The sequence below is a fragment of the Streptomyces sp. NPDC050528 genome (assembly GCF_044457795.1).
GTDB lineage: Bacteria > Actinomycetota > Actinomycetes > Streptomycetales > Streptomycetaceae > Streptomyces.
In genome coordinates, this window is record NZ_JBITHH010000007.1 from 112,086 (window position 1) to 137,160 (window position 25,075).

The 25,075-nt window shown below is 71.1% G+C and carries 14 protein-coding genes; 9 read left to right on the forward strand and 5 right to left on the reverse strand.

Features of this window, described 5'->3' with window-relative positions; translation table 11 throughout:
* Nucleotides 1–27: 27 nt before the first annotated feature.
* From ACIBK4_RS24495 to ACIBK4_RS24515, 5 genes are all read left to right on the forward strand, one after another.
* Nucleotides 28–1,770, forward strand: a complete 1,743-nt coding sequence (locus ACIBK4_RS24495; protein ID WP_398997492.1) for a fatty acyl-AMP ligase — start codon at nucleotides 28–30, stop codon at nucleotides 1,768–1,770.
* Nucleotides 1,767–5,696 carry an acyltransferase domain-containing protein gene (locus tag ACIBK4_RS24500; RefSeq protein WP_398997494.1) on the forward strand — a complete coding sequence of 1,310 codons (3,930 nt, stop codon included), beginning with the start codon at nucleotides 1,767–1,769 and terminating at the stop codon, nucleotides 5,694–5,696. The genes ACIBK4_RS24495 and ACIBK4_RS24500 overlap by 4 nt, the downstream gene beginning before the upstream one ends.
* Before the next feature lie 9 nt (nucleotides 5,697–5,705).
* Nucleotides 5,706–6,653, forward strand: a complete 948-nt coding sequence (locus tag ACIBK4_RS24505; protein ID WP_398997496.1) for an alpha/beta hydrolase — start codon at nucleotides 5,706–5,708, stop codon at nucleotides 6,651–6,653.
* 122 nt (nucleotides 6,654–6,775) lie between these two features.
* Nucleotides 6,776–8,068, forward strand: coding sequence for a PucR family transcriptional regulator (locus ACIBK4_RS24510; RefSeq protein WP_398997498.1), 1,293 nt, complete (start codon nucleotides 6,776–6,778; stop codon nucleotides 8,066–8,068).
* A gap of 94 nt (nucleotides 8,069–8,162) precedes the next feature.
* Nucleotides 8,163–8,804: a cutinase family protein gene (locus ACIBK4_RS24515; protein ID WP_398997500.1), complete on the forward strand. Its 642-nt coding sequence runs from the start codon at nucleotides 8,163–8,165 to the stop codon at nucleotides 8,802–8,804.
* A gap of 100 nt (nucleotides 8,805–8,904) precedes the next feature.
* Here ACIBK4_RS24515 and ACIBK4_RS24520 read toward each other — a convergent pair whose 3' ends face one another.
* Both ACIBK4_RS24520 and ACIBK4_RS24525 read right to left on the reverse strand, forming a co-directional pair.
* Nucleotides 8,905–10,575: a hypothetical protein gene (locus ACIBK4_RS24520; RefSeq protein WP_398998260.1), complete on the reverse strand. Its 1,671-nt coding sequence runs from the start codon at nucleotides 10,573–10,575 to the stop codon at nucleotides 8,905–8,907.
* 212 nt (nucleotides 10,576–10,787) lie between these two features.
* Nucleotides 10,788–11,222, reverse strand: a complete 435-nt coding sequence (locus ACIBK4_RS24525; protein ID WP_398997502.1) for an OsmC family protein — start codon at nucleotides 11,220–11,222, stop codon at nucleotides 10,788–10,790.
* Between the two features lie 170 nt (nucleotides 11,223–11,392).
* Between ACIBK4_RS24525 and ACIBK4_RS24530 the strand changes: the two genes are divergently transcribed.
* Nucleotides 11,393–12,616, forward strand: a complete 1,224-nt coding sequence (locus ACIBK4_RS24530; RefSeq protein ID WP_398997504.1) for a hypothetical protein — start codon at nucleotides 11,393–11,395, stop codon at nucleotides 12,614–12,616.
* Complete coding sequence (locus ACIBK4_RS24535; RefSeq protein ID WP_398997506.1) at nucleotides 12,613–13,128, forward strand: hypothetical protein; 516 nt, start codon at nucleotides 12,613–12,615, stop codon at nucleotides 13,126–13,128. Before ACIBK4_RS24530 ends, ACIBK4_RS24535 begins: the two co-directional genes overlap by 4 nt.
* A gap of 39 nt (nucleotides 13,129–13,167) precedes the next feature.
* Here the strand turns inward: ACIBK4_RS24535 and ACIBK4_RS24540 are convergent, their stop codons facing one another.
* Entirely contained in the window at nucleotides 13,168–15,288 is a 2,121-nt protein-coding gene (locus ACIBK4_RS24540; RefSeq protein ID WP_398997508.1) for an ATP-binding protein, read from the reverse strand.
* A gap of 233 nt (nucleotides 15,289–15,521) precedes the next feature.
* Between ACIBK4_RS24540 and ACIBK4_RS24545 the strand changes: the two genes are divergently transcribed.
* Both ACIBK4_RS24545 and ACIBK4_RS24550 read left to right on the forward strand, forming a co-directional pair.
* Entirely contained in the window at nucleotides 15,522–18,743 is a 3,222-nt protein-coding gene (locus ACIBK4_RS24545) for an AfsR/SARP family transcriptional regulator (protein WP_398997510.1), read from the forward strand.
* Nucleotides 18,744–18,888: 145 nt separating this feature from the next.
* On the forward strand, nucleotides 18,889–19,035 hold the full coding sequence (locus ACIBK4_RS24550) for a hypothetical protein (RefSeq protein WP_398997513.1): 147 nt from the start codon (nucleotides 18,889–18,891) through the stop codon (nucleotides 19,033–19,035).
* A 64-nt stretch (nucleotides 19,036–19,099) separates the two neighbouring features.
* On the opposite strand, the gene ACIBK4_RS24555 is transcribed toward ACIBK4_RS24550, so the two are convergent.
* Both ACIBK4_RS24555 and ACIBK4_RS24560 read right to left on the reverse strand, forming a co-directional pair.
* Nucleotides 19,100–21,040 carry an N-acetylmuramoyl-L-alanine amidase gene (locus ACIBK4_RS24555; RefSeq protein WP_398997514.1) on the reverse strand — a complete coding sequence of 647 codons (1,941 nt, stop codon included), beginning with the start codon at nucleotides 21,038–21,040 and terminating at the stop codon, nucleotides 19,100–19,102.
* A 150-nt stretch (nucleotides 21,041–21,190) separates the two neighbouring features.
* The gene (locus ACIBK4_RS24560) at nucleotides 21,191–25,024 is read right to left on the reverse strand and encodes a hypothetical protein (protein ID WP_398997516.1); all 3,834 of its coding nucleotides are present in this window, start codon (nucleotides 25,022–25,024) and stop codon (nucleotides 21,191–21,193) included.
* Between the last annotated feature and the right edge of the window lie 51 nt (nucleotides 25,025–25,075).

Genomic DNA, 25,075 nt, shown 5'->3' on the forward strand with positions numbered 1-25,075 from the left:
GTTCCGCGATGTGAGGAGTCACGCCCGATGGACAGCCGCCGCCCCCCGCTCGCGCCCGCGTACCGGACTCTGCCCGAGTACGTGCGGCACTGGGCCGAAGTCACCCCGGAACGCCGGGCGTTCACGTTCGTCGACCACCCGGCCCCCAACTCCCGTGGTGTGCACCGCACTCTGACCTGGCAGCGCCTGGATCTGCGGGTGCGGGCACTGGCCGCCCGGCTCACCGAGCACGCCGAACCCGGTTCGCGGGTCGCCCTGTTGTGCCCGCAGGGGACGGACTACATCACCGGTTTCCTCGCGGCGCTGACGGCCGGGATGGTCGCCGTACCGCTGTATCCGCCCGGTCTGCCGGGGCAAGGCGACCGGCTCGTAGGGGTGTTGGGGGACGCGCGCCCGTCGGTCGTGGTGACCACCGGACGTGCCCTGCCGGAGGTGGCGGACTTCTGCGAGCGGGCCTATGTGCCGGTGCTCGCGGCGGACCGGGTCCCGGACTCCGCTGCCCTCAACTGGCAGGCGCCCGCGCCGGATTCGGCCGCGACCGCCTACTTGCAGTACACCTCCGGCTCGACCCGCGCTCCGGCCGGTGTGGAGATCACGCACGGGAACGTCGTCGCCAACGCCCGCCAGGCGCTTGCCGCTTACGGTGCCGACGCGCATCCGATGACCTGCGTGGGCTGGCTGCCGCTCTACCACGACATGGGGCTGGTGCTGAGCGTCGCGGCACCGGTCGTACGGGGCCTGCTGTCGGTGCTCATGGACCCGGCTGCCTTCCTGCACGAACCGGTGCGCTGGCTAAGGCTGTTGGCCGCGCATCCGCAGGCGCTGAGCGCCGCGCCCAACTTCGCCTACGACTACTGCGCCTCCGCCGTCACCGGGGCGCAGAAGGAGGGGCTGCGGCTGGACGGGGTCGCCGCGCTGATCAACGGCAGCGAACCCGTCCGGCCCGGCACCGCCGATCGTTTCCACGCCGCGTTCGCCGCGCAGGGGCTCGCGGCGGGGGTGCACTGTCCGTCGTACGGGCTCGCCGAGGCCACGGTCTTCGTCAGCGCCGCCCGGCCCGGCCGCCCGCTCGGCCGCTTCGCCCTCGACCGCGACGCGCTCGCCGCCGGGAAGGCCCTGCCGGCACGGCCCGAAGACCCGCGAGCCGTGCTACTGGCCGCCTGTGGAACGCCAGTTGGGCAGCGGGTGCGCATCGTCGATCCGGTCGCCCATGCCGTGCTGGCCGAAGGGGAGGTCGGGGAGATCTGGGTGCAGGGTCCGAATGTGGGGCGCGGTTACTGGAACAACTCCGCGCAGACCGAGCGCGTCTTCGGCGCCACGCTCGGCGAGGAGGCGCCGGGCAGTTGGCTGCGCACCGGGGACCTCGGGACCGTGCTGGAGGAGCAGTTGGTCGTCACCGGCCGGCTCAAGGACCTCATCGTGATCGACGGCCGCAACCACTATCCGCAGGACGTGGAGGCCACCGCGCAGGACGCGCATCACGCCGTACGACGCGACCGACTCGCCGCGTTCGGGGTACCGGGCGGCGCGGGTGAGCGGGTGGTGGTCGTCGCCGAGCACGCGCGTACGGCCGCCCTCGCCGACATCGACATACCGGCTCTGACGCAGGCCGTTCGCGCGGCCGTCTCCGCCCGGCACGGACTGCGGCTCGCCGACGTCGTCCTCGTCGCACCCGGCACGGTCCCCCGCACCTCCAGCGGCAAGGTGTCCCGGGCCCTGACCCGCACCCGCTATCTGGAGGGCGCCTACGCGGCGGAGACCGCGGAATGACGGCCGCCGACGCCAGAGCACTGCTGCGCCGCCGGATCGCGGAACGGGTCGCCGAGTGGAACAACACCCCCGTCGAAGAAGTCCCGTTGGACCGACCGCTGGCCGACCTCGGCATGTCCTCGCGCCAAGCGATCGTGCTGGCCGGTGAGTTGTCCGCGCTGACCGGGCACGAGTTGCCGACGACCCTGTTGTGGGAGGCACCGACCGTGGACGCGCTGGTGGAGCGGGTGTGCGGTACGAGAACGCGAACTGCCGTGCGGCAAGCCCCTGTTGCCACGGCCCCGGGCGAGCCCGTGGCGGTCATCGGGGTCGGCTGCCGACTCCCCGGCGGGGTGCACGGCCCGGCCGACTACTGGCACTTGCTCATCAACGGCGTCGACGGGATCAGACGCGTCCCCGAGGACAGATGGGCCGACTTCACGGCGTTCCCGCCTCCCGAAACGCCCTTGTACGGCGGCTACTTGGACGACATCGCCGGGTTCGACGCGGACTTCTTCCGCATCACCCCGCGCGAGGCCGCGGTGATGGACCCCCAGCAGCGCATCCTCCTGGAGGTCGTCCGCGAGACCCTCGACCACGCCGCCGTCCCCGCAACCTCCTTGGCGGGCACGGCCACCGGCATCTACGTCGGCGTCTCGGCCCCGGAGTACGGACACCTCACCGGCGCCGACATCAACGCCGTCGACCCATGGGCCCCGGCGGGCGCGGCGCTGAGCGTGACGGCCGGCCGACTGGCCTACGTGTTGGACACCCACGGCCCCAACATGGCGGTGGACACGGCCTGTTCGTCCTCACTGGTCGCCGTGCACCAGGCCTGCGTCAGCCTCCGCACCGGCGAGTGCGACACGGCGATCGCCGCCGGGGTCAACGTCCTCCTCTCCCCCGCCATCGGCGTCGCCTTCCAACGAGCGGGCGCCCTCGCCCCGGACGGCCACTGCAAACCCTTCTCCACGGCGGCCGACGGCATCGGACGCGGTGAGGGCTGCGCGGCGGTGCTGCTGAAGCGGCTGTCCGACGCGGAACGGGACGGCGACCGCATCCTCGCGGTCATCCGCGCGACCGCCGTCAACTCCGACGGCCGTTCCAACGGTCTCCTCGCCCCCAACCCGGCAGCCCAGCAAGCCCTGTTGGCCACGGCCTACGCCCGCGCCGGGCTCGCCCCGGCCCACGTCGACTACGTCGAGGCGCACGGCACCGGCACCCCGCTCGGCGACCCGATCGAGGCAGGCGCCCTCGGCGCGGTGCTGGGCGCGGGCCGCGACCCCGAACAGCCGTTGCTCCTCGGCTCGGTGAAGGGGAACCTCGGCCATCTGGAGTCCGCGTCGGGCATCACCGGCCTGGTGAAGACGGTCCTCGCCCTCCACCACGACCTCGTGCCACCGTCGCTGCACGGCAACTCCCTCGATGACGCCCGGCTGCGCGTCGTGACCGAGCCCGAACCCTGGCCGCGCTACGGCGGTACGGCCACCGCCGGCGTCTCGGGCTTCGGGTTCGGCGGCACCAACGCCCATGCGGTGGTGGAGGAATGGCGGCCCGCCGTGCTCCGGGGCGAGGAACCCATCGCCCGCCTCCATCTCCTCTCCGACGTCGACACCGAACGGGTCCGCGACACCGCGTCCCGTCTCGCCGCGTGGCTCCGTACGCCCGAGGGGCGCGCCGCCCGTCCCGCCGACGTGGCGCGCACGCTCGCCGGACGCGTGGGACGCGGGCCTGTCCGCGCCGCGGTCGTCGCGCGCGACGGGGACGAACTGACCGCCGCGCTGCATGCGTTGACACAAGGCGGCAGCCCGGATGCGCGAGTGGTGACCGGTGACCGTGATCTCGTCGGGCGGGGCCCAATCTGGGTGTTCTCCGGGTACGGCAGCCAGTGGACCGGCATGGGCCGCCAACTACTCCTGGAGGAACCGGCTTTCGCGGCCGCAGTGGAGAAGCTCGACGCGCAGGCAGCTGACGTGTTCGGCTTCTCCCTCCACGAACACCTGACCTCCGCCGGGGATCTCGACCGGCTGGAGGTCGCCCAACCTGTGTTGTTCGGCGTCCAGTTGGCGCTCGCCGAGCTGTGGCGGTCCTACGGCGTCGAGCCGGTCGCCGTGATCGGTCACTCCCTGGGCGAGGTGGCCGCCGCCGTGTGCGCGGGCGCGCTGGATGTGGCGGACGCGGCACGGGTCGTCGCCGTACGGGCACGCTTGCTCAGCGGACTGCACGGCGGCGCGATGGCCGTCGTCGACGTGAAGGACGGTGAACTGCCCGACCTGGAACGGGACTTCCCCGGTGTCCGGGTCGCCGTCCACTCCTCGCCCCGGCAGAAGGTCGTCACCGGTGACGAGATGGCGGTCGCCCGGTTGGTGCGTCGGCTGGAGGAGCGAGGGCGGGCCGCGCGGGCCATGCGGGTCGTCGGCGCCGGACACTCGCCGCAGGTGGACCCGCTGTTGCCGGAACTGATCGAGGCCCTCGCGGACGTCAAGGGCCGACCGCCACGCATCCCCGTGTACTCCACCGTCCTCGAAGACCCGCGTGGCGTCGGCGAGTTCGACGCCGAGCACTGGGCCGCCAATCTGCGTCGGCCGGTGCGCCTGGACCGTGCCCTCGCAGCGGCCGCGGCGGATGGTCACACCGCGTTCGTGGAGATCTCACCGCATCCGGTGCTGGCCAGGTCCATCGCCGACAACGTGCCCGGCGCCCTCACCGTGGGGACGCTGCGGCGCGACGCGGACGGATCGGCAGCGTTCCTGCGGGAGTTGGGCACCTTGTACGCGGCGGGACTGGACCTCCCGTTGCCGGGCGGCCGGGTCATCGACCTCCCGCCACCGCGCTGGCGGCACGTCCGGTACTGGTGGACCGACGGCCGAACTCCCGTCGCCACAGCGCCTGTTGTCCACCGTTGGGCCGAGCCGGCACCGGCTGCGGAGAACTCGGTGACCGCCCGCCTGAGCCACCATATCGCCTCCGTCACCGGCCACCCGGCGGCCCGCATCACCCCGACCACGCCACTGACCGACCTCGGCCTGGACTCCCTCATGGCCGTCCGTATCCGTACCGCCGTGGAACGCGACTTCGGAGTCGAGCTGCACCTGCGCGACCTGTTCGACGCGGTCACGGTCGCCGAAGTGGCGGACCGAGTTAGCCAGTTGATCGAGGCACCGTCCCACCCCTCCCCGCTCTTCCTGTTCCACGCCGCCGGCGGGACCAGCGACGTCTACCGCGCACTCGCCGAACGCCTCGGCGAAGACCGGCCGGTGCACGGACTGGACCGGATCGAGGACGCCCACACCGTTGCCGAGAAGGCCCGCCGTTACGCCGAGAAGATCACCGCCGCCCATCCCAACGGGCCCTGTGTGCTTGCCGGTTGGTCCTTCGGGGGTTTCGTGGCCCAGGAGACGGCACGCCACCTCACCGCCGCCGGACGGGAGGTCGAACTCGTCGTACTCATCGACTCCGTACGGCCCCTCCGTCGACCCGACGGCGTGCGCACACAGCTCACGGGCTTCGCCCACCACATCGCCGACGCCTACGGCGTCCAACTCCCCCTCCCCTACGACGAACTCGTGGCGATGGACGACGACCACGAGCGCATCGACGCCGTGCTGGGCATCCTGCGCGGGGCGGTGAAGGTGCCGTCCGCCGCGTTGGAGCACCAGCGTGCCTCGTACCTGGACCTGCGGATCGGCGAGGCGCATCAACCGGGCCGGTACGAGGGGCGGGTGGTGCTGTACCGGGCCACCGAGCCGGCGCCGCGCACCGTGCGTGACCCGGCGTACGAACGGGACGACGACGCGCTCGGCTGGGACGAGGTGTGCCCGCGTCTGACGGTCGTACCGGTGTCGGGGCATCACCTGTCGCTGCTCGATCCGCCGCACGTCGACGAGATCGCCGCCCATCTGCGGCGGGTGCTGACCCAGTTGGGCAGACCCGCCGAACCTGACTGAGGAGCCGCCATGCCGCACCACCACCCCAGCGGAATGTCCCGACGCGCCGTCACGAGGGCAACCGCGGCCACGGGACTGGCCGTTCTGTTCGGTACCACGGCCTCCGTGGGCCGGGCCCGGGCCGCGACGCAGATCTCGGCGCGGACGTTCGACGTGTCCGTGTCGTCGCCCGCGCTGGGCCGCAGTGGCCCGGTGCGGCTGATCCTGCCGTCGGGCTTCGCCGCGCAGCCCGGTCGGACGTATCCCGTGCTGTATCTGCTGCACGGGGCGCACGACGACTACACGTCGTGGACACGGGAGACGGACATCGAGGCGTTCACCGAGGGCCGCGATCTGATCGTGGCTATGCCGGACGCGGGGCCCACCGGTATCCCCAGTGCGTGGCGGGACGGTCCCGACTACGAGACCTTCCAACTCACCGAGGTTCCGGCGCTGTTGGCCCGTGACTATCGGGCGTCCGGGGTGCGGGCCGTCGCCGGGGTGTCCACCGGGGGCTACGGTGCGATGGCGCACGCGGCTCGTCACCCGGGGGCGTTCACCGCCGCCGCGTCCTACAGCGGCATCCTCGACACGACGGCTCCCGGGATGCCCTCGCTGGTGGACGCGATCGTGGCCCGCGAGAACCTGGCGCCGCGCTCCCTGTGGGGCAACCCCCTTCTGGACCTGCTGACTTGGCAGGCGGCCAATCCGCGGGCCCGGGCCGGCGGGCTGCGCGGTACTCCCTTGTACGTGTCCAACGGCAGTGGTGTGGCCGGGGGTTCGGGCGACTGGCTGCCCGAGGCGTTGGAGAGTCTGCTGTGGCCGTCCGCGCACAGTTTCACCGGTGTCCTCGCGCTGCTCGGGATCCCGGTCACCGCGCACTTCTACTCGGGCGGAGGGCACAGCTGGGCTTACTGGAAAGGGGAGTTCACGGCCTCGTGGCCGATGCTCGCCGGTGCGCTGGGGCTGCCGGAGTGATGTCGGTGCAGCCGGGGCACGGAACGGAGCGCAGGGGACGACCGTCCAACACGGGACGTCCCCCTCGTCCCACGGGCACCAGTCCGTGGGCGAGCCGCCTCCGGGGGAAAGGAGTGTCCGTCGTGGCTGTCCCCACCCCGCGCGGAGTACCCACGGAACCCGGAACCGCGCTGGTTCCGCCCGACCTGGCCGAGCTGCTGCGCGCCCAACTCCCCGCCGTCTCCGACGAGGTGGAGGACGTGGTGCGCAGGCAGGTCCCCGAGTACGCGCGGCCGGCCGACGGGACGTACCGCGAGAACCTCAGGTCCGGGGTGGTGCAGGCGCTCACGCTGTTCGTCGACCACATCGCGGACCCGCACGGCCAGAACGCCGCGATGGCGGCGGCGTACTACGAGGAACTCGGGCGCGGCGAGGCCCTGGAGGGCCGGAGCCTGGAGGCGCTGCAGTCGGCGATCCGGGTGGGCGGGCTGCACGCGTGGCGGCTGATGGGCCGTACGGCGGAGGAACTCGGCCTGGATTCGGCGGTGGTGGCCGCGCTGGGCGAGCTGGCGTTCCGGACCGTGCACGAGGTCGCGGAGGCGGCCGCCGCCGGGTACGCGGAGGCGCAGTCGCGCAGCACGGACGAGGTGGAGCGGCGGCGCCGACGGCTGCTCGAACTCCTGCTGGGCGACGGGCCGGTGGCCCCGGAGGCGTTGCAGGACCTGGCGCACGGGGCACGGTGGCGAGTGCCGTCGCGGGTCGCCGTCATCGCGCTGGCGGGCCCGGCGGACCCGCGCGCGGAGGACCGGCCGCCGGCGATGCCGGGCGCGCTGGCGGACATGGAGTCGCGGCCGCCGCGCGTGCTGGTGCCGGACCCGGAGGGCTACGGCCGGTTCGGCGGGCGGTCGTTCGTGCTCGGCCTGGGTGGCCGTCCGGCGGCGATCGGGCCTACGGTCCCGGTCGTCGAGGCCGCGCGGTCGTTGCGCTGGGCCACGCGGGCGCTGGGGTTGATGGGGCGCGGGGTGCTGCCCCGGCAGGGCGTGGTGCTGTGCGCCGACCATCTGTCGACGCTGTTGCTGCACAGCGACGAACCGCTGCTCGCCCAGCTGGAGTCACGGGCCCTCGCGCCGCTCGACGCCGCCTCCGAGGGTCAACGCCCGCGGCTGGCCGAGACGTTGCTCGCCTGGCTGCTCTCCGGCAGCAACGTCCCCGATGTCGCCGCCCGGCTCCACATCCACCCGCAGACGGTCCGCTATCGCCTGCGCCAGCTGGAGAAACTCTTCGGCTCTTCCCTGCACGATCCCGGCACTCGCCTGGATCTGATCCTCGCGCTGCGTTCGGCGGCATTGCGGGAGGGTGTCCCCGACGCACGGAGTGAACGCGACTCACGAGGTGACCGCGACTCACGAGCCGACAAAAACAGAGAGAGTTTCTGAATTCCCGTCCATAACACCGGGTACGGGAACGCGAATACCTTCGGGACAGTCCTTTCCACAGGCGCCGCAAGCGCCCCACCCTCAAAGGATTCCCATGCGTATTCGCTTATGCCTCGCCGCGCTCTCATTGGTGGGCGGGGCCGGGCTCACCACCCTCACCGCACCCGCCGCGACGGCTGCCACCTGCTCCGAACTCGACGTCGTGGCGGCACGCGGCACCTTCGAGCCGGGCACCCTCGGCCTGATCGTCGGCGACCCGGTGTTCTCCGCGCTCCAGAAGAAAATCACCGGAAAGACGCTCTCCAGCTATGCGGTGAACTATCCCGCCGACCTTTCCCTGACGTCCGCCGCGACGGGAAACGCCGATGTGGTGAACCACATCAACGCACAATCCACCGCGTGCCCGAATCAGCGTTTCATTCTCGTCGGTTATTCGCAGGGCGCGAACGTCGTCGACAACTCCATCGGAATCAGCAGCGCCGGCGCGGTGGTCGGCAGCCCGATCGTGGCGACGATCCCCGACGCGCTGGCACCGCGAGTCGCCGCGATCCTGCTGTTCGGCAACCCGATCCGGGCCCTCGGCAAGAGCGTCACCGGCACGTACCAGAGCCGCACCATCGACTTCTGCGCCAACGGTGACCCCATCTGCCAGAACGGCGGAACCGACGCCCTCGCCCACCTCGGCTACACCTCCGACGCGGACGCGGCGGCCACGTTCGCCGCGGGCAAGATCTGAGCCGTAGCAATGCACTGATCGCGCTGATGAGGACCGGGAGTTGATCCTCCCGGTCCTCGTCATGTTCTGGAACGACCGTGCGGGGACGGCTACTTGGCGGCTACTTGGGTGCGGCTGCGAACGCCGCGAGGCTGCTGGAGACGATCTCGGGGCGGCCGGTGTTCTGGGCGGGCGCGGCGGTCAGTACGTCGAGGTGCTGGTAGCCGGGGGCGATCACGGGGTGCAGGCCGGCCGGGATGTGACCGGCGAGCAGGCCGTCGCCCGCGAGGACGGTGAGCGTCGGATTGGCGGTCAACCCGCTCGGGTGCACGAGGAGTTGCTTCACCTGCGGAGAGGTGGACAGCTCGATGTCGGTGACCAGCTTCGTCGGGAAGTACTGCTCCGTGAAGTCCAACGGCTGCTCCCCCATGCTGCGGGCCAGTTCGTGGATGTCGGTGACCTCCTTGGAGGCATTGGTGAACGGGGTGCCGTCGGCCGACCGGTACCCGGGGTCGTCGGCGGCGCCGACACGGTCGTAATTGCGCCAGGTGTAGAGCGGCCCGTGCGGCACGGCCGGGATGGCCTTGTACTCGACGCCGAAGAGCTGCGACTGGTCCGAACTCCCGTTGGTGGCGGGGAAGTTCTTGTCGACGATCGGCCCGCCGTCGAAGAAGCCGACGCTGCTCTGCAGGAAGGCGAGCGGTACGGAGTTGTCGTCCATGAGTGACCCGAGCACGGCGTCGTTCGTGAGCCGGAAGTCCTTCACCGCGGGTGAGCCGGTGAGGAAGGTGGCCGCGTCCTTGGAGAACAGGAAGCGGTTCGTGGCCTCGATGTTGACGTTGGAGGGAAGGTAGGACGGCAGGTCCGACTCACCGCTCGGGTCCTTTGCGGCGCCCAGGCCGGCGATGGCGAGCAGGGTCATCGTCTCGGGGTTGAGCAGCACGGGCGCGGACAGGGAACGCGACAGCACCCCGCTGTCGAGCCCGGCCTGGACGACCGCGTAACCGAGCCCGATATCAGGCAAGTTGGTGTCGTCCGGGATGCTGCCGTTGAGGTCGGAGAGGTCGGTGGAGATCGTCGTGTCGAGGGCGAAGTACCCGGCGCACTGGTTCTGTCCGGCGTCCGCCGTGGTCGCGGGGTTGCCGTCGAAGTCGGCGGCCGCGAAATAGCCGGTGATGACACCGCCGAGCGAGTGTCCGCCGCACAGCACCTTGTTCTTGCGCAGGGTCGGATCGGGCAACTCGGCGACGAGCAGGTCGTATTCGTCGCGCACGGTCTGCTGGATGCCGAGCTTGGCCATCCAGCCGAGCTGGTCGTTGCCGACGAACCCGGCGAAGGTCCGGCCGGCGACGGACTTGCCCCGGTAGTAGTAGTCGACGGCCGTGTGCTGGTCGCCCGAGGCGATACCGGTGGGATCCTCAAGGCAGTTGGAGCGCCGGTCCAGGGCCCAGAACTCGATGTGCCGTCCCTGCGCGGCGGCTTGGGCGACCGTGTCACGGGCGACGCTGTCGAAGGCGCCGGCCCCTTCCAGGATGCCGGGCTGGGCGACGAGGATCCGGTCTGCGTCGGCGGAAGCGCTCGGCCCGTCGGCGGAGCGGTACCGCAGATACGACAGCCAGTCGCACGCCGCCGGACGCGCGCCGAACGACTGCGGTAACGGCACTTTGACCCGCACCAACGACTCGACCACACCGTCGGCGGGATGCGTCGACGCGACCGGAGTCTCGGTACGCGCACCGTCTCCCTGCGCCTGTGGTGCGGCGGCGGTGAGCGCGCCCGCGGTCAACAACACCGCGAGCGCGGCTCCGCGCCAGGTACGTCCTGCGCTCGCGGCTCCGCGCCACGAAGCGGCTCCGCGCCACGAACTTCCTTTGCTGCGACTCGTGTTCATGGCCGGACCGTAGGACGGCATGGACCACGGGATCAGGCGGTGCTCACAAGAACGCAGCGCACGCCGACGCCCTTGTCACCTGCTCGCAGAGAACCCCGCGGAGAACGGAAGGCTCAGGCGTCCTTGATCGTCGCCGTGACGGGCGTGCCGGTCTCGACGGTACGGCTGACCGTGCACAGCCGCTCGTGCGAGACGGTGACCGCCCGGGGCAGGATCGCGCGGGCCCGGTCCCCGGCCTCCCCCTCCGGGAAGGTCACGGCGAAGGTGACCGCCAGGTCGGTCATCCGGTTGCCGAGGTCGTCGCTGACCTTGTTGCCGGTCACGGTGACGGTGAACCCGTCCGGCTCCGCGTGCCGGGTCGTGGCCACGTCGACGTCGGCGGCGGTGCAGCCCCCGATCGCGGCGAGCAGCAGCTCGACCGGGGTGAATTCGGTGCCGCCACCGACGGCGGTACCGAAGTCGATCGTGCCGCCGCGGGCGTTGGTCGCGGTGAAGCGGCCGGGGGCGGTGCGGTCGACGGTGACGTGGCGCAGGGGGTTATCGGTCATGGGGAGATCCTTCCAGAGAGACGCTCGCCATCGCCGAGTTGAGCCGCGCGGCCGACGGCAGGTCTCCGCAAGGTTTCCTCAAGGCTCGTGCAAGCCTTCCGTCCGCCGCCGGGGGCAGGACGCACGGCAGGAGGGTCCGTCCGGGCCCTTACGGACAACGGGGGAACATCATGTCGGCGTTGAATCCAGGGACAGATCCATCGGTTGCCGAACGCGAGTGGCTCACCTTGGTCGACCGCAAGACGATCCTGGTCGTCGTCCACACCTTGGCCTATGGAAAGCGGCTGGTCGACGTCCTGTCGCTGTTCGAGGCCGACTTCAGGATCCAGGTGGTGTTCACCGCGCCGCCGCACGTCTTCGGTGACGAAGTCCCGCCGTTTCTGCGGAAGTTGGGAGGTGCCGTACTGCCGTGGAGTGAGGCCGTGCGGATGACGTTCGACCTCGCGCTGGCCGCCGGTCCGCGGGGAGTGGAGGAGATCTCCGCTCCGTTGCTGACGCTGCCGCACGGGGCCGGGTATCTCAAGCGGTGGGCCACGGGACCCCAGAAGGGTGTCGCCGGGCTGCGCAGACAGGACCTGGCCCCCGGTGGCAAGTTGCCTGCCGCCGTGGCCGTGCCCCATCACGCGGAGCTGTCCGTGCTGGAGCGGTACTGCCCCGAGGCGCTGCCGCTCACGCACGTGGTCGGAGATCCCGCCCATGACCGGATCGTGGCGAGCCTGCCGCTCCGCAACCTCTACCGGCAGGCGTTGGGTCTCACGCACGGGCAGGAACTGGTGGTCGTGGCCTCCACCTGGGGGGCGCGATCGTCCTTCGGCCGGTTCGAGGCACTGCTTCCGCGCCTCATGGCCGAGTTGCCGGCCGGACGATTCCGTTCGGTCATCCTCGTCCATCCCAACGTCTGGTCGGGGCACGGCTCATGGCAGGTGCGCGCGTGGTTGGCGCGCTGTGCCGACCTGGGCGTCGCACTCCTCGCACCCGAGGCCGACTGGCGGCCGCTGCTCATCGCCGCGGACCACATCATCGGCGACCACGGCTCCGTGACGCTGTACGGCACTCTCACCAAGGCCCCCATTCTGCTGGCGAGTTCGCCGGAGAAAGAGATCAACCCCTTCTCTCCCGCCGCCGCTCTCGCCCTGACCGCGCCCGCCCTCTCGCCCACACACCCGCTGGTCGCCCAACTCGACTACGCCACCGCCGAATACCGGGCCGAGGAGTACGCGGGGATCGCCGCGCGCATCACCTCCGAACCGGGCCGGTTCAACCGGAACATGCGTCGGCTGATGTACCGGCTGCTGGAACTGGGCCAGCCCGCCCACGAACCGGAAACCGTCCCCCTGCCGGAACCGCCCGCCCTGGACACCTGGATCGCCGGCCGACGAGAGGTTCCGGCATGAGGCATCTCGTCACCGTCGCGCTGCGCCGAGCCACGGCACCGTCACCGTCCCGGCCGGAGGCCCCACCGCGACGGACGGACACGGCCTCCGTCCTGACGCTCCACGGCAGCTCGGCGGGACGCGTCTACACCTTCACGGCCAGGGCCGTTCGCGTGGAGACCGCCGAGGCGTCCGACACCGACGCGCACTTCGCGGCCGACGCCGACGCCTGCCGCGAACGCGACTGGCTGAGCTGCGCGGACGTACTGTACGCAAGCCGGATACGGCCCTCGGCCGACGCGGTGTGTTGGCTGCGGGGCGTCACGGCCGCGTTTCCCGGCTGTCGGCTCGCGGCGGCGCCCTTGGCCGAAGGCGGCTGGGCAGTCCTCGACAGCGCGAGCCGGGAAGGCGTCGTCGTGGCCCTCGATGTTCCCGGGGATCAGCCGCTGCTGGCGTCTTGTCTGTACACCTGGTGGGTGACGGGACACGACGTGCGGGTCCTTCGGGATCTCCGTGTGGTGCGGGGGACGTAGGACTCCCGTCGCATCACGACCGGCCCGGCGCGCCGGCCGTCATCGCAGTCTGCGGGCGTCGGCCGGGCTGGTGGCCTCGTACAGGGCGAGGGCCCGGGCGAGGAGGACCCCGGCCTCCGCCTCGTCCCCTCGCTCCCGGGCGCTGTCGCCGAGCATCTCCAGGGTGCGGGCCTGCCAGTGCGTGGCGCCCGAGGCGGTGAACGTCTCAAGAGCCTCGCGCATCTGGGCCGTGCCTGTGGTGTGGTCTCCGTCGCGGGCCCGGGCCAGGCCGAGGAAGGCGAGGGCCCTGGCCGCGTCGTGCGTGTCGGACACCGCCAGCAGACCGTCCCGGGCAAGGGTGAAAGAGGCGATGGCCCGGTCGAGGTCGTGCTCGGCGAGTGCGACCTCGCCGAGCAGAATCCTCGCGAGAGCCACCCCGCGTGGGTATCCGCACTCCGTCCACGTCCGCACCGCACGGTCGAGGTCGGCCACCGCTTCGGCGAGCCGCCCCATTTCGAAGTGGCATCCGCCCAGACCCAGCCGTGCCTGCCCCTCGTCCCGTCGGTCACCGGCCTCGCGGGCCGCCCGCAGAGATGCCGTGTACCACTCGACGGCCTCTTCGGTTCGGTGCGCCGCGGCCAGGCCGATGGCTCCGGAGTTGAGCATCTGCCGTTCGGCTTCGCGGTGTCCGTCGCTCCGGGCGGCCGCCAGCCCGATGCGGTGCGCCTCGATCCACAGGTCGTAGTGGCGCAGGCGGAGGAACAACGGCCACATCGCGTCGACGAGTTGCCAGGCCGTGGCGTGCCAGTCGCGCTCGGCGGCCAGGCGCAGAACCGCCATCAGGTGGGTCCGCCGGCTGTCCAGCCAGGTGAGGGCACCGATGTCGTCGTTGAAGGGCACGGCCAGTCGGGCCGGGTACGCGTAGGTGCGCGGCAGGGTCAACTGGATGGGGGTGATCCGGCGTTGGGCCTCGGTGGCCGTCCGCAGGTACCAGTCGGTGACCCGGCGTTCGATGCGTTCGCAGTCCGTCGCGGTCTGCGTCGTTGTCGCGCTGTCGTGGGCGTGCACCCGGACGAGGTCGTGGAAGCGGTAGGTGTCCGGTCCGATGTCCTCCAGCATGTTGGCCTCGACGAGTTCGCCCAGCCGTCGCTCCGCCCAGGTCAGCGGCTCCGCGCAGGCCGCGGCGGCGGTCCGCACGTCGAAGGTGGGCACCGGCAGCACGCCGAGTGCGCGATAGAGCCGGGCGGGCTCGGGCCCGAGCACCGCGTACGAAGCGTCCAGCGCGTTCTGCACTGTCCCTTCCCCTTCCACCTCCAGCACGGCCAGTCGGTCCCGGTCCGGGGTGAGCGCGGCGGCGAGAGCGGCGACCGGCTGCCCCGGACGGGCGGCGAGCCGTGCGGAGGCAAGGCACACCGCGAGCGGCAGACCCGCGCAGAGGGCGACGACCTCGCGCACCGCGGACAGTTCACCGGCGACGCGGTCCTCGCCGGCGCCCCGGATGAACAACTCCGTCCCGGCGGCGGCGCCGAGTGAGCGAAGGCGGTGGAAATCGGCGCCGTCCATGCCCAGCCCGGTCAGTCGGTGGCGGCTCGTGACCACGACGAGCCCACCGCTTCCGCCCGGTAACAACGGCCGGATCTGTGCCGCGGTGAAGGCGTTGTCCAGCATGACCGCGATCCGCAGGTTGGCGGTGACGGAACGCCACAGAGACGCCTGTTCGGCCAGATCTCCGGGGACCGATGCCGTGCCGAACGCCCGCAGGAACTGGCCGAGGATCTCGCCCGGGTTCGCCGGACCGCTCGCGACATGCCCACGCAGGTCCGCGTACAACTGCCCGTCGGGAAAGGCCTCTTCGTGCGTGCGCAGCCAGCGCGAGGCGAACGTCGTCTTGCCGATGCCGGCGGGCCCGTTGACCACGATCAACGACTGCCCCACCCCGCCCTCCGCACCGGCCCTGAACAGCCGGTCCAAAGCGGCGTGTTCCTCCAGCCGGTCGGTGAAGTGAGCGGGTATCGGCAGGAGTTGACGGGGCTTCGGTGGTCGCGGGGGTGGCGATGGGGGCGCCTGGAAATGGACGCCGCCATGGACATCGCGCGCTTGGACGGTGGGTCCGTACAAGTGGGCGCCGCCACCGATGACGTTGCCGCCCCGGCCCCGGTCGTCCTCCCCTGCCGCAGCCATACGTCCGTCCCCCCCGGCCGTGTCTCCGCTGTGCCGATCAGCAGCGTCCTACCCCTGTCCACGAGCGGACGATGCGGGCGGCCGACGGCGAACACCAGGGACAGAAACGATTCAGCCAGCACGCGGGCACATATGGAAACACCCTCCCCTTCCTGTCATGCTCATTCATCCGTTACCAAGTCCGTTACCCCGCCGCCATGGTCGTCGATGGCTCTGAACCGCGGGAGGCACTGGTGGAATTCGAAGTACTGGGCCCGGTGGGCCTCCGAGTGAACGGTCGACGCGTCGAACTCGGCTCCGACAAGGGCCGAGTTCTCCTGGCCTCGATGGCGTTGACGGCGGGACGTCCGGTCTCGTTGGACGCGCTCATAGACCGGCTGTGGGACGACGAACCGCCGCCGCATGCCCGAGAGAGCGTCCACACCTATGTCTCCAGGATCCGTCGGCACCTGCGTCTCGTCGACCCCTCGTCCACGGGGACGGCCCGCATCATCAACCGCGCCCACACCTACACGCTGGAGACCGCTCACGTATCGGTGGACTGGCACCGGTTCCAGCACCAAGTGGCCCAGGCGGGCAGCCTCGTGGCCGACGGCGCCCACGAGCAGGCGGCCGCCCTCCTCGACCGGGCCGAACAGCTCTGGCGGGGCGAGGCGTTGGCCGGTCTGCCCGGACTCTGGGCCGAGACCGTACGCAGGACGCTGACAGAACGACGGCTCAGCGCCACCGTCTCCCGGATCGCCGCCCTGCTGCGGCTGGGCCGGTTCACGGGCCTCACCGCCGAGTTGACCGCCCTCGTCGAGCGGTACCCCGGCGACGAGACGCTCGCCGGCCAGCTGATGCTGGCGTACTACGGCACCAACCGCTACACGGAGGCCCTCCGTGTCCATCAGGAGATCTGCCAGCTCCTGATGACACAGTTCGGGTCGCGTCCGGGCGTCGAGCTGAAGCGCATCCACAGCGGAATCCTCGATCGCGTCCCGGCCACCGATCTCGTCCGGGACCTCGGCACACCGGCCCGCGCGACCGCGGCATCACGGCCCGCGCCCGCCCGGACCGCGCCGGCGCCCCCGCGACCGCCCCGGAATCTGCCCCATCAGCCCCCGCTCGTGGGGCGTCACGCGGAATTACAGGCATTGCGGGCGGTGGTCGAGACGGCACCCGAGGACGGCGCGGTCGTCAGCCTGGAGTCCGTCAGCACGGTGACCGGCATGGCCGGCATCGGGAAGACCGCCGTCGCGGTGACCGGCGCGGGCCGACTCGCCGAGAGGTTCCCCGACGCACAGCTGTATCTGGACCTCCGCGGCCACTCGCCGATCGGCGAACCCCTGGATCCCGACACCGCCCTGGCCACGCTCCTCCGCCTGCTCGGCGCTCCCGCCGAGACCATTCCCCTCGAACTGGAGAGCCGCAGCGCCCTGTGGCGGACGATGCTGGCGGAGCGGCGGGCCGTCATCGTCCTCGACGACGCGGTGAGCGCCCATCAGATCCGGCCGCTGCTGCCGGGCGGCTCCCCCTCCTTGACCATCGTCACCAGTCGGCGTCATCTCACCGGCCTTCCTCATGCCAGGCACATCGCGCTCGACGTACTGCCCGACGAGGACGCCGTCGCCCTGTTCTGCGCGTTCGCGGGCGTACCGCGGACACACGACGTCGGCGAAATCACCCGGATCATCCGGCAATGCGCTGGTCTGCCGCTCGCGATAGAACTGGTGGCGAGCCGCTTCCGCGCCCACCCGTCGTGGACGCTCACCACACTGGCCGACCGCCTCGCCCGTCCGGAAGGCCGGCTGGACGAGATCAGAGACGCGGACCACGACGTGGTGCGCGTCTTCGACCTCATGCACCAGACCCTGTCCGAGGACGACCGGACCGCGTTCCGCCGCCTCAGCCTGCACCCCGGCCAGGACTTCACCGCGGAGGAGGCCGCGGCCATGCTGGACCTGCGCCCGGTCGCCGCGGAACGCACCCTTGAGTCGCTGCTCGCCTCCCATATCCTGAGCGAGCCGACGCCCGACCGATACCGGTACCACGACCTCCTGCGGGAGTACGGCCGTTCGCGGTCCGCCGTCGACGACAGCGAACAGGAGCGGTCCGACGCCCTGCGCCGCCTGATCGATTTCTACGCGGCCGCCACCGACCGCGCCGACCGCCTCGCCTACCCCCGCCGCACAAGACCCGACCTGCCGTGCGGCCCGCCCCGAAGCAGTACGCCAGACTGGTCCGACGCCGACGCCGCACGATCGTGGCTCGCCGCCGAACACACCAACCTTTTGGCCGTCGAGGCCTGCGCCCGGGACCACGGGCAACCGGAGACCGCGGCACAACTCGCCTACGCCATGGCAGGTTTCCTCAACGCGGAGTGCCACTGGCACGACGCGCACACCGTGCTCCGCCCCGCAGCGGACCACTGGTCCCGGACCGGCAACTCGGCCGCCCTGTGTCGCACCCTGTCGCACCTCAGCGCCCTGTACGCACACACCGGCCGCTACCCGGAAGCCACCGAGACCGGAGAGCGCGCCCTGGAAATCGCCCGCAGGACCGAGGATGTGGCCGCGGAAGCGGAGGCCCTACGGACACTCGGCACCCTCAACTGGCACCTGAGCGAATACCGGACCGCACTCGTCCTCTTTCAAAAGTCGTTCAGCCTTACGGCTTTGTCCGGCGACCCCTGGGACAGAGCCCGCGGATACAACAACACCGCGGTTTCCCTCCTCTTCCTGGGCGAGCACGACCGAGCGCGAGAACACTTCGAGAAAGCACTTACGGGATTCACGGAATCAGACGACCGCACAGCGCTGGGGAAAACCCTAAATAACCTCGGCGACTTACATATGCGAGCCGGCGACCTCGCGTCCGCTCGCCAATCGTTCGAAAAGTCGCTCTTCTTCTTGGAGCAATCCGGGAATCGCTACGACCGGGCGACCGTACGCGGGAGCCTGGCCGACGCGCTCACCGAGTCGGGCGACACGAATGCCGCAACGGCACTCTATCAGGAAACCCTCAGAGAATTCAGGGCACTTGGCGATCAGAAGAGCCAGGCGGACACGCTCATCGGACTGGGTGAAGCCCGCCGCAGAGCGGGCGACACGACAGAAGCGGTCCGGCACCTCACCGACGGACTCGACCTCGCCCGACGCATCGGCGCGATCCACCAGCAGGCACAGGCCGAACGACGCCTGGGCCAGACCTATTTGACCGCAGAGCACCTCACCTCCGCGAGTCGCCATCTGGAGGCCGCCGTCGCCCTGGCCGAACGCACGCATGACATGGACGAGACAATTCAAGCGCAACAGGCTCTGGCCGAAGTGCGGTTGGCCTCCGGCGATCCAGGTGCCGCGCGGGCACTCCTTAAACAGGCGTTCGAAATTACACGGAATCACACACCCGAAGAAGCGCATGTAATAAGCGATCGCTTGGCGGACATCGACGGCGGCGTAAAAGTAGTGGAATAGAAAACCATCTCGCTCTGACCGTATTCGTACCGCTGCATCCCATACGCGCGTTAGAGATAGTGATCAAAGCTCGCTATGCTCCTGATCGTAAGTCGACAGGAACTAGCAAGAAGGACTTCTGCACGTGCACAAAACGTTTCGTCACATGTCCGGGGTGGTCCTCGTCGCCGCAATGGGTCTCGGCTTGACGGCACCCAGCGCCACGGCCGCTGAATCCATATCGACCGTTACCTCGGTCACCGTCGTCACCACCGTGGCCATGGACGCCCCGGATCGCTGCATCATCATCTAGCTACCCGGAGAGCAGGCCGGCTCATCCCGCCGGTCTGCTCTCCCTTCGGGGCGTACCAGCCGGTTCAGGAAACCTGCGAGCCATCCACCAGCACGACCCGGTGGTTGTACTGAATGGTGAAGTACTTGGCCGCCCCGGTGACATACGTGTCGCCCGAGACGAAGAAGTCGTCGGCGCTCACCGCGGGTTGGGTGGCGACGTAGGCCTGGCCCGCCGGGAAGGTGTATACGGTCAGGGGCTTCTGGGTGGACGGGGACAGGCCCGAGGGGTACTCCGAGGCCTGGGGGTAGCCGGAGCCGTAGAGGGTCGCGGGCTGGTCGCCGGAGTGGAGGATCTTCGCGCCCGGTGCGGCGCAGGTGTTGATGCCGCCGGGGTTGTAGAACCACACCTTCGATCCGCTGAACCAGATGGCGGTCCAGTCGCCGTCGACGGCGGCGACCACGAACTCCTGGCCGGCCTGGACGGTGCTGCCCCAGTCGTGGATCGAGTCGGTGCCGGCGCTCGCGCCGGGGTGGATGGCCGGGTCGGCGAACAGGGGCGCGTCCGCGCTCGGACTGGTGCGTACGGGAAGGAAGTTGGCGGGTGCCGTGCTGTCCGTGCACGCGGTGGTGGCGCCCGTGGGGTCGTCGGCCGGGCAGACCTGGACGGTCTGGTCGTTGGTCGCGAACCTGGGGCTGATGGTGACCGCCGAACCCACCCTCGGGGTGTGCCGGGAGGCGCTCTGCGCCTGGGCCTCCTTCGACGGGGCAACCATGTTCATGAACGCCGTCCAGTCCCAGTAGGGGCCGGGGTCCCAGTGCATGGACGGCACGTAACTGTCCTGCGGGCCGGGCACGTTGTCGTGGCCGATGATGTGCTCGCGGTCGAGCGGGATGTCGTACTGGGCGGCGAGGTACTTCACCAAGTCGGCCGTCGCCTGGTACTGGGCCTGTGAGTACCAGGTGGCGCCGTGCGCGGCGTAGCCCTCGTGCTCGATGCCGATCGAGTGCATGTTGAACCAGTAGTTGCCGGCGTGGAACGCGATGTCCTTGGTGTGCGTCATCTGCGTGACGGCCGCGTCCGAGGCCCGCATGACGTAGTGCGCCGAGTCGCCGGAGCCCACCGTCTGGAACGTCTTGATCGCGGCGTCGTAGGACGACTCGGTGTCGTGCAGGACGATGTACTTGATCTGCACGCCGTCGCCCGGGCGGCCCGCGACCTGCCCGTTGGAGGCGGCCGCGGCGAGGAACGTGCAGTCCACCGTGGGCGGGCACTCCGTGTCGGTGGCCGTCGCGGCGGACTTCAGCTTCAGTGCGGACAGTTGTTGAGTCTCGGGGCGGATCGCTTTCTGCGCCGCGAGGCTGACGTGCTGTCCGTCGACCGTCGTCCGCGAGGCGCCCGAGGACACCGTCCTGAACACTCGGTCGGCGAAGAGCTGCGCCGCCTTCCGGTCCGACGACTGGCTGTACTTGGCCACCGCGCCGTACCAGTCGGCCGGGTCGGTCGAGCTCTCGCCCGTCAACTGCCGCTGGTACGAGGCGAGTAGGGCGGCACCGGCCCGGATGTTCGCACGGTCGTCGGTGCGCAGTTTCGCCGCCGGGGTGCCGGTGAGCTTCGCCGCCGCGTCGAGGGTGTGCAGGGCCGGGTCCGACGTCAGCTCGGCGAGGTCACCGCGGCCCGCGGCGCCCGTCGCGCCGCCGGAGACCATCTTCGCGGTGACGTCCGTCAGGTTCATCGGGCCGTATCCGCCCGAGGTGTTGTAGTGCCCGTCGTGGTCGTCCCACTGCGACTCCTGGTACGAGACGGCGAGGAGCACGGGCAGCGGGACGCCGAACTCCTTTGCCGCGTCGGTGAAGGACGACTGCCGGTCGGCGGCGGCCGGGGTCTGGGCGGCCTGCGCCGTCGACGGCAGAACGGCGAAGCAGCCCGCGGCCACGGCGCCGCCGGCCAGGATCCCGGCGAGCAGCTTCCGGGCGGATCTTTTGCGCGAGGACGGTTGCCAAGATTGCTGCGGCGATTGCTGCAAGGCGCTTCCCTTGTACGTGTTGCCCTGATGCAGACGTACGGGGCGACGCCTGCCCGAACCACTGTGCGGAAGCCTCCAGCATCACCCATCGGACGTCACAACTCCCGCACTGGGCAGGCGAGTCGGCGTGTCCATCAGAGCAACACCGGTTCAACGTGCGCCCCGTCGACCACTCCCGCCGCCGTGGTCACGGCATGGTGGATCGAAGTCCGTCGCCGCGAAGTACCGTGCCCATTCCGCCCCGGTGATCCTCGGGTACGCGCGCTCGCAGATGCGGGCGACCACCCTGTCCGGGTCGGTGTCCCACAGCCGGATGGTGAAGTCGTTGCCGCCGGAGGCCAGGGTGTCGCCGTGCGGGCCGAACGCCACGGCCGGTACCGGGTTCGCGTGGCCGGCGAGGACGATGGGAGGAGTCGTAGCGCGTACGTCCCACAGCAGGACCTTGCCGTCCGCCGCGCCGGCCGCCAGTCGGCCGCCGTCCGGGGAGAAGGCGAGCGCGTAGAGCCAGGAGCCGGACGGCCCCAACTGCGCCGTCTTTCGCGGACGTTCGATGTCGCCTACGTCCATCAGCCACACCGTCCGGTCCGATCGGTGGACCGCGGCCAGGCTCCGGTTGTCGGGGCTGAAGATGCCGTCGGTCAGCGGCTCGGACCGGAACGGGCACGGACGTTCGCGGGGGCTGCGCGGATCGCTGATGTCCCAGAACCGCAGCGAGCCGGTCTCGCCCGTGCTCGTCACGAGCGTGCGGCCGTCGGGGCGGAACGACACCATCGTCACCTCCCGGCCGCCCCCGTCGATCCGGCTCAGTTGTCGCGGTCTGTGCGGATCCGTCAAGTCCCAGAGTCCGGTGCCGTGTTCGGCCCATACGGCCAGCAGGTGGCCGTCGGGCCCGAAGCCTGCGCCCGCGACTTCACCTGCGTCGCAGCGGAGGACCGACGTGAGGCGCGGCCTGCGAGGTTCGGTCACGTCCCAGATGCGTACGGTGGTGTCCTCGCTCGCGGTGACGAGGGTGCGCCCGTCCGGGCTGAAGGCCACGGAGCGGACGAACCTGGTGTGCCCGCGCAGAACCGCCAGTGGCCACAGCGCCCGGCCGCGCGTGACCTGCCACAGCCGTGCGGTGCCGTCCCAACTCGCGCTGGCGAGCACGCGACCGCCGGGGGCGAACGCGAGGGACGTGACCACGTCGTCGTGGGTCCCGGTCGACAGGTCCCGCAGGTCCAACAACCGGTCGGAGTCGGCGAGTACGCGGCCGTCCGGGCTGAACGCGGCCTGGTAGGCACCGCCGGGAATCATGCTGACGCGCTGGGGGTGCGCCGGGTCGGTGACGTCCCAGAACAGGGTGGAACCGCCGACCGAGACAAGGGTCCGGCCGTCGGGAGCGAACGCCACCGACCAGACGATGGCGGGGTGCCCGAGCAGGACGGCCGGAGGTTGCGGCCGCAATCCGTGCAGTACGGCCGGTACTTGCGTGCGTAGGTCCGCGCCCAGGCGCCAGACCCGGGCGGTGTGGTCCCAGCTGCCGGTCGCCACGGTCCGGCCGTCCGGGCTGAACGCCACCGAGGTCACCGTGTCGGTGTGGCCGCGCAGCACGTCGAGCGGGCGCGGGCGTACGGGATCGGTGACGTCCCACAGCCTGGCGGTGGTGTCGCCGGTGGTCGCCAGCGTGTGGCCGTCCGGGGCGAACGCCGCCGAAGTGACCGCGGCCGTATGGCCGTTGAGGGTGGCCAGCCGTCGCGGATGCCGGGGATCCGTCACGTTCCACAGCCGCGTCGTACCGTCGGTGTGGCCGGTGGCGACGACAGCGCCGTCGGGCCGGAACGCCACCCACGTCGGCGCGACGCGCAGCTGCGGCAGCGTGCTCAGCGCGACGGGCGCCCGCCGGTCCGTCACGTCCCACAGCCGTACCGATCCCTCGCTCGCCGCCGCCAGGACGCGCCCGCCCTGGCCGAACGCGACCGACAGCAGCCTCAACGGCTCGTACAGGACGGCCAGTTGGGCTGGACGGTGGGTGTTCCCGACGTCCCACAGGCGGACCGTGTGGTCCCAACTGGCGCTCGCCAGGACCCTGTCGCGCGGCGCGAAGGAGATCGCGACCACGTCGGAGGTGTGGCCGGTGAGCCGGCTCGTGTACGGCGTCGCGCCGCTGCTCATGAGCTGATCGCGGACGTCGGACGTGGCCGCCAGCCGGTACGCCGCGAGGTTCAACTGCGCGGCGAGCGCGGGGTTGTGGCTCCGCACCTCGGCCGCGTCCGCGGCGACCTTCCGGGCGATGGCCACGTTGCGCTGCCGGACGGCCGAGTCGCGCGAACCGACGGCCAGCACACCCGCGCCGATCGCGGTGACCATCAACACCGAGAGCAGCGCGACGAGTTGCCGCAGGCGGACCGTCCGTCGTCGGATCGCCGCCGTCTCACCGGCCTCCGCGTCGCTGCTCGCGTCGAGGAAACTCCGTTCCCTGGACGTCAGTCGGCCGCCGTCCGCAGCGGCCAGGTCCAGTGCCGCGGCGAGGCGGGCTCCCCGCCACACGGCGTGCGGGTCGCGGCCCTGCGCCTCCCAGCCGGCGGTCGCGTCGGTGAGCTGGCGGTGCAGGAGCAGCCGCTCCCGGTCCTCGGTCAGCCAGCCGCGCAGCCTCGGCCAGCAGCGGATGATCGCCTCGTGGGTGATCTCGACACAGCTCTCGTCCAGCGTCACCAGCCGTTGCCGGGCGAGGGATTCGAGCACGAACGCGGTGTCGGGGCCCGGGTCCAGCTCGTCCGGGGTGATACGGCGTCTGGTGTCCTCCGTACCGTCACCGAGCGCGGTCAGCCGTAGGAACAGCGATCTGGCGATGGTCTGTTGCGCCGGTGACAAGTCCCGGTAGGCGGTCTCGGCGGTCTGTGCGAGGGCGTGCTGGATGCCGCCGGCCGCCAAGTACCCGTCCAGGGTCAGGCGGTTGCCGCTGCGGCGGCGCCAGGTCTCCACCATCGCGTGCGAGACGAGGGGCAACGCGCCCGGCTGGCCGGTCGCGTCCGCGACCACGGCCGCCAGCAGTGGGCCGGTCACCGTGCAGCCGGCGAGCCGGGCCGGCCGGGTGACGGCCTCACGCAACTCCTGGCTGCTCATCGGGCCGACGGCGAGCTGCGCGTCGCGCATCGCCTCGACCAGCCGGGGATCCTGGACGCAGTGGCCGTAGAAATCGGCGCGTACGCCCAGCACCACCCGGGTGCGGCTCGTCGGCGCGGTGGTGGCGGTGGTCAACAGGCCGATGAACGCGTCCCGTTCGGCCCGGTCCCGGCAGAGGGTGAAGACCTCCTCGAACTGGTCGGCCACGATCAGGGTGTCGCCGTCCGGTGCGCGGTCGATCGTGGCCTGCCGGATCCGCAGGTGCAACGCCTCGGGGTTATCGCGCAGTTCGGTGAGCAGCGGGCCGGGGGCTTCTCCCGTCATGGCGGACAGTCGTACCGCGAGCTCTTCCACCGGATGGGGGCCCGGCGTGAGGAGCATCGCCGGCCACTCCGCCGCCCGCGCGCGGGCGACGAGCCCGGCCCGCAGCAGCGAGGACTTCCCCGATCCGGACGGCCCGAAGACCGCCAGGAACCGGCGCTCCCGCACGTGCGCGAGCACCTCGTCGGTCAGCCGCTCGCGCCCGAAGAACCGGTCGGCGTCCTCGGGTTGGAACGCCGACAGTCCGGCGTACGGCGTGGTCGACCCGCCGGACTCTCCGCTCTGCGCGCCCGCGGCGAGTTCGGCGGCGACCGCGTGCCAACGGGACTCCCATACGCAACGGTCGCCGTCGCACGCCTCGACGTACGCGAGCGTGACGCTCAGGCTCGGGAACGCGCGTCCGCCGGCGGCATCGGACAGGGTCGTGGAGGAGTAGTGCGCCCTCTTGGCCATGGTCCGGTACGGCGGCAGTCCCGCCGCCTCGCGCAGCTTCCGCAGGTCGGCCGCGAAGCGGGTCAGCGGACCGGCGTCCAGGTCGAGCGGCCGTTCGGCACGTGGCATGCGCGTCCTTTCCCGAGCATCGACGCAGCCGCGCTGCGCGGTGGTTGTCCG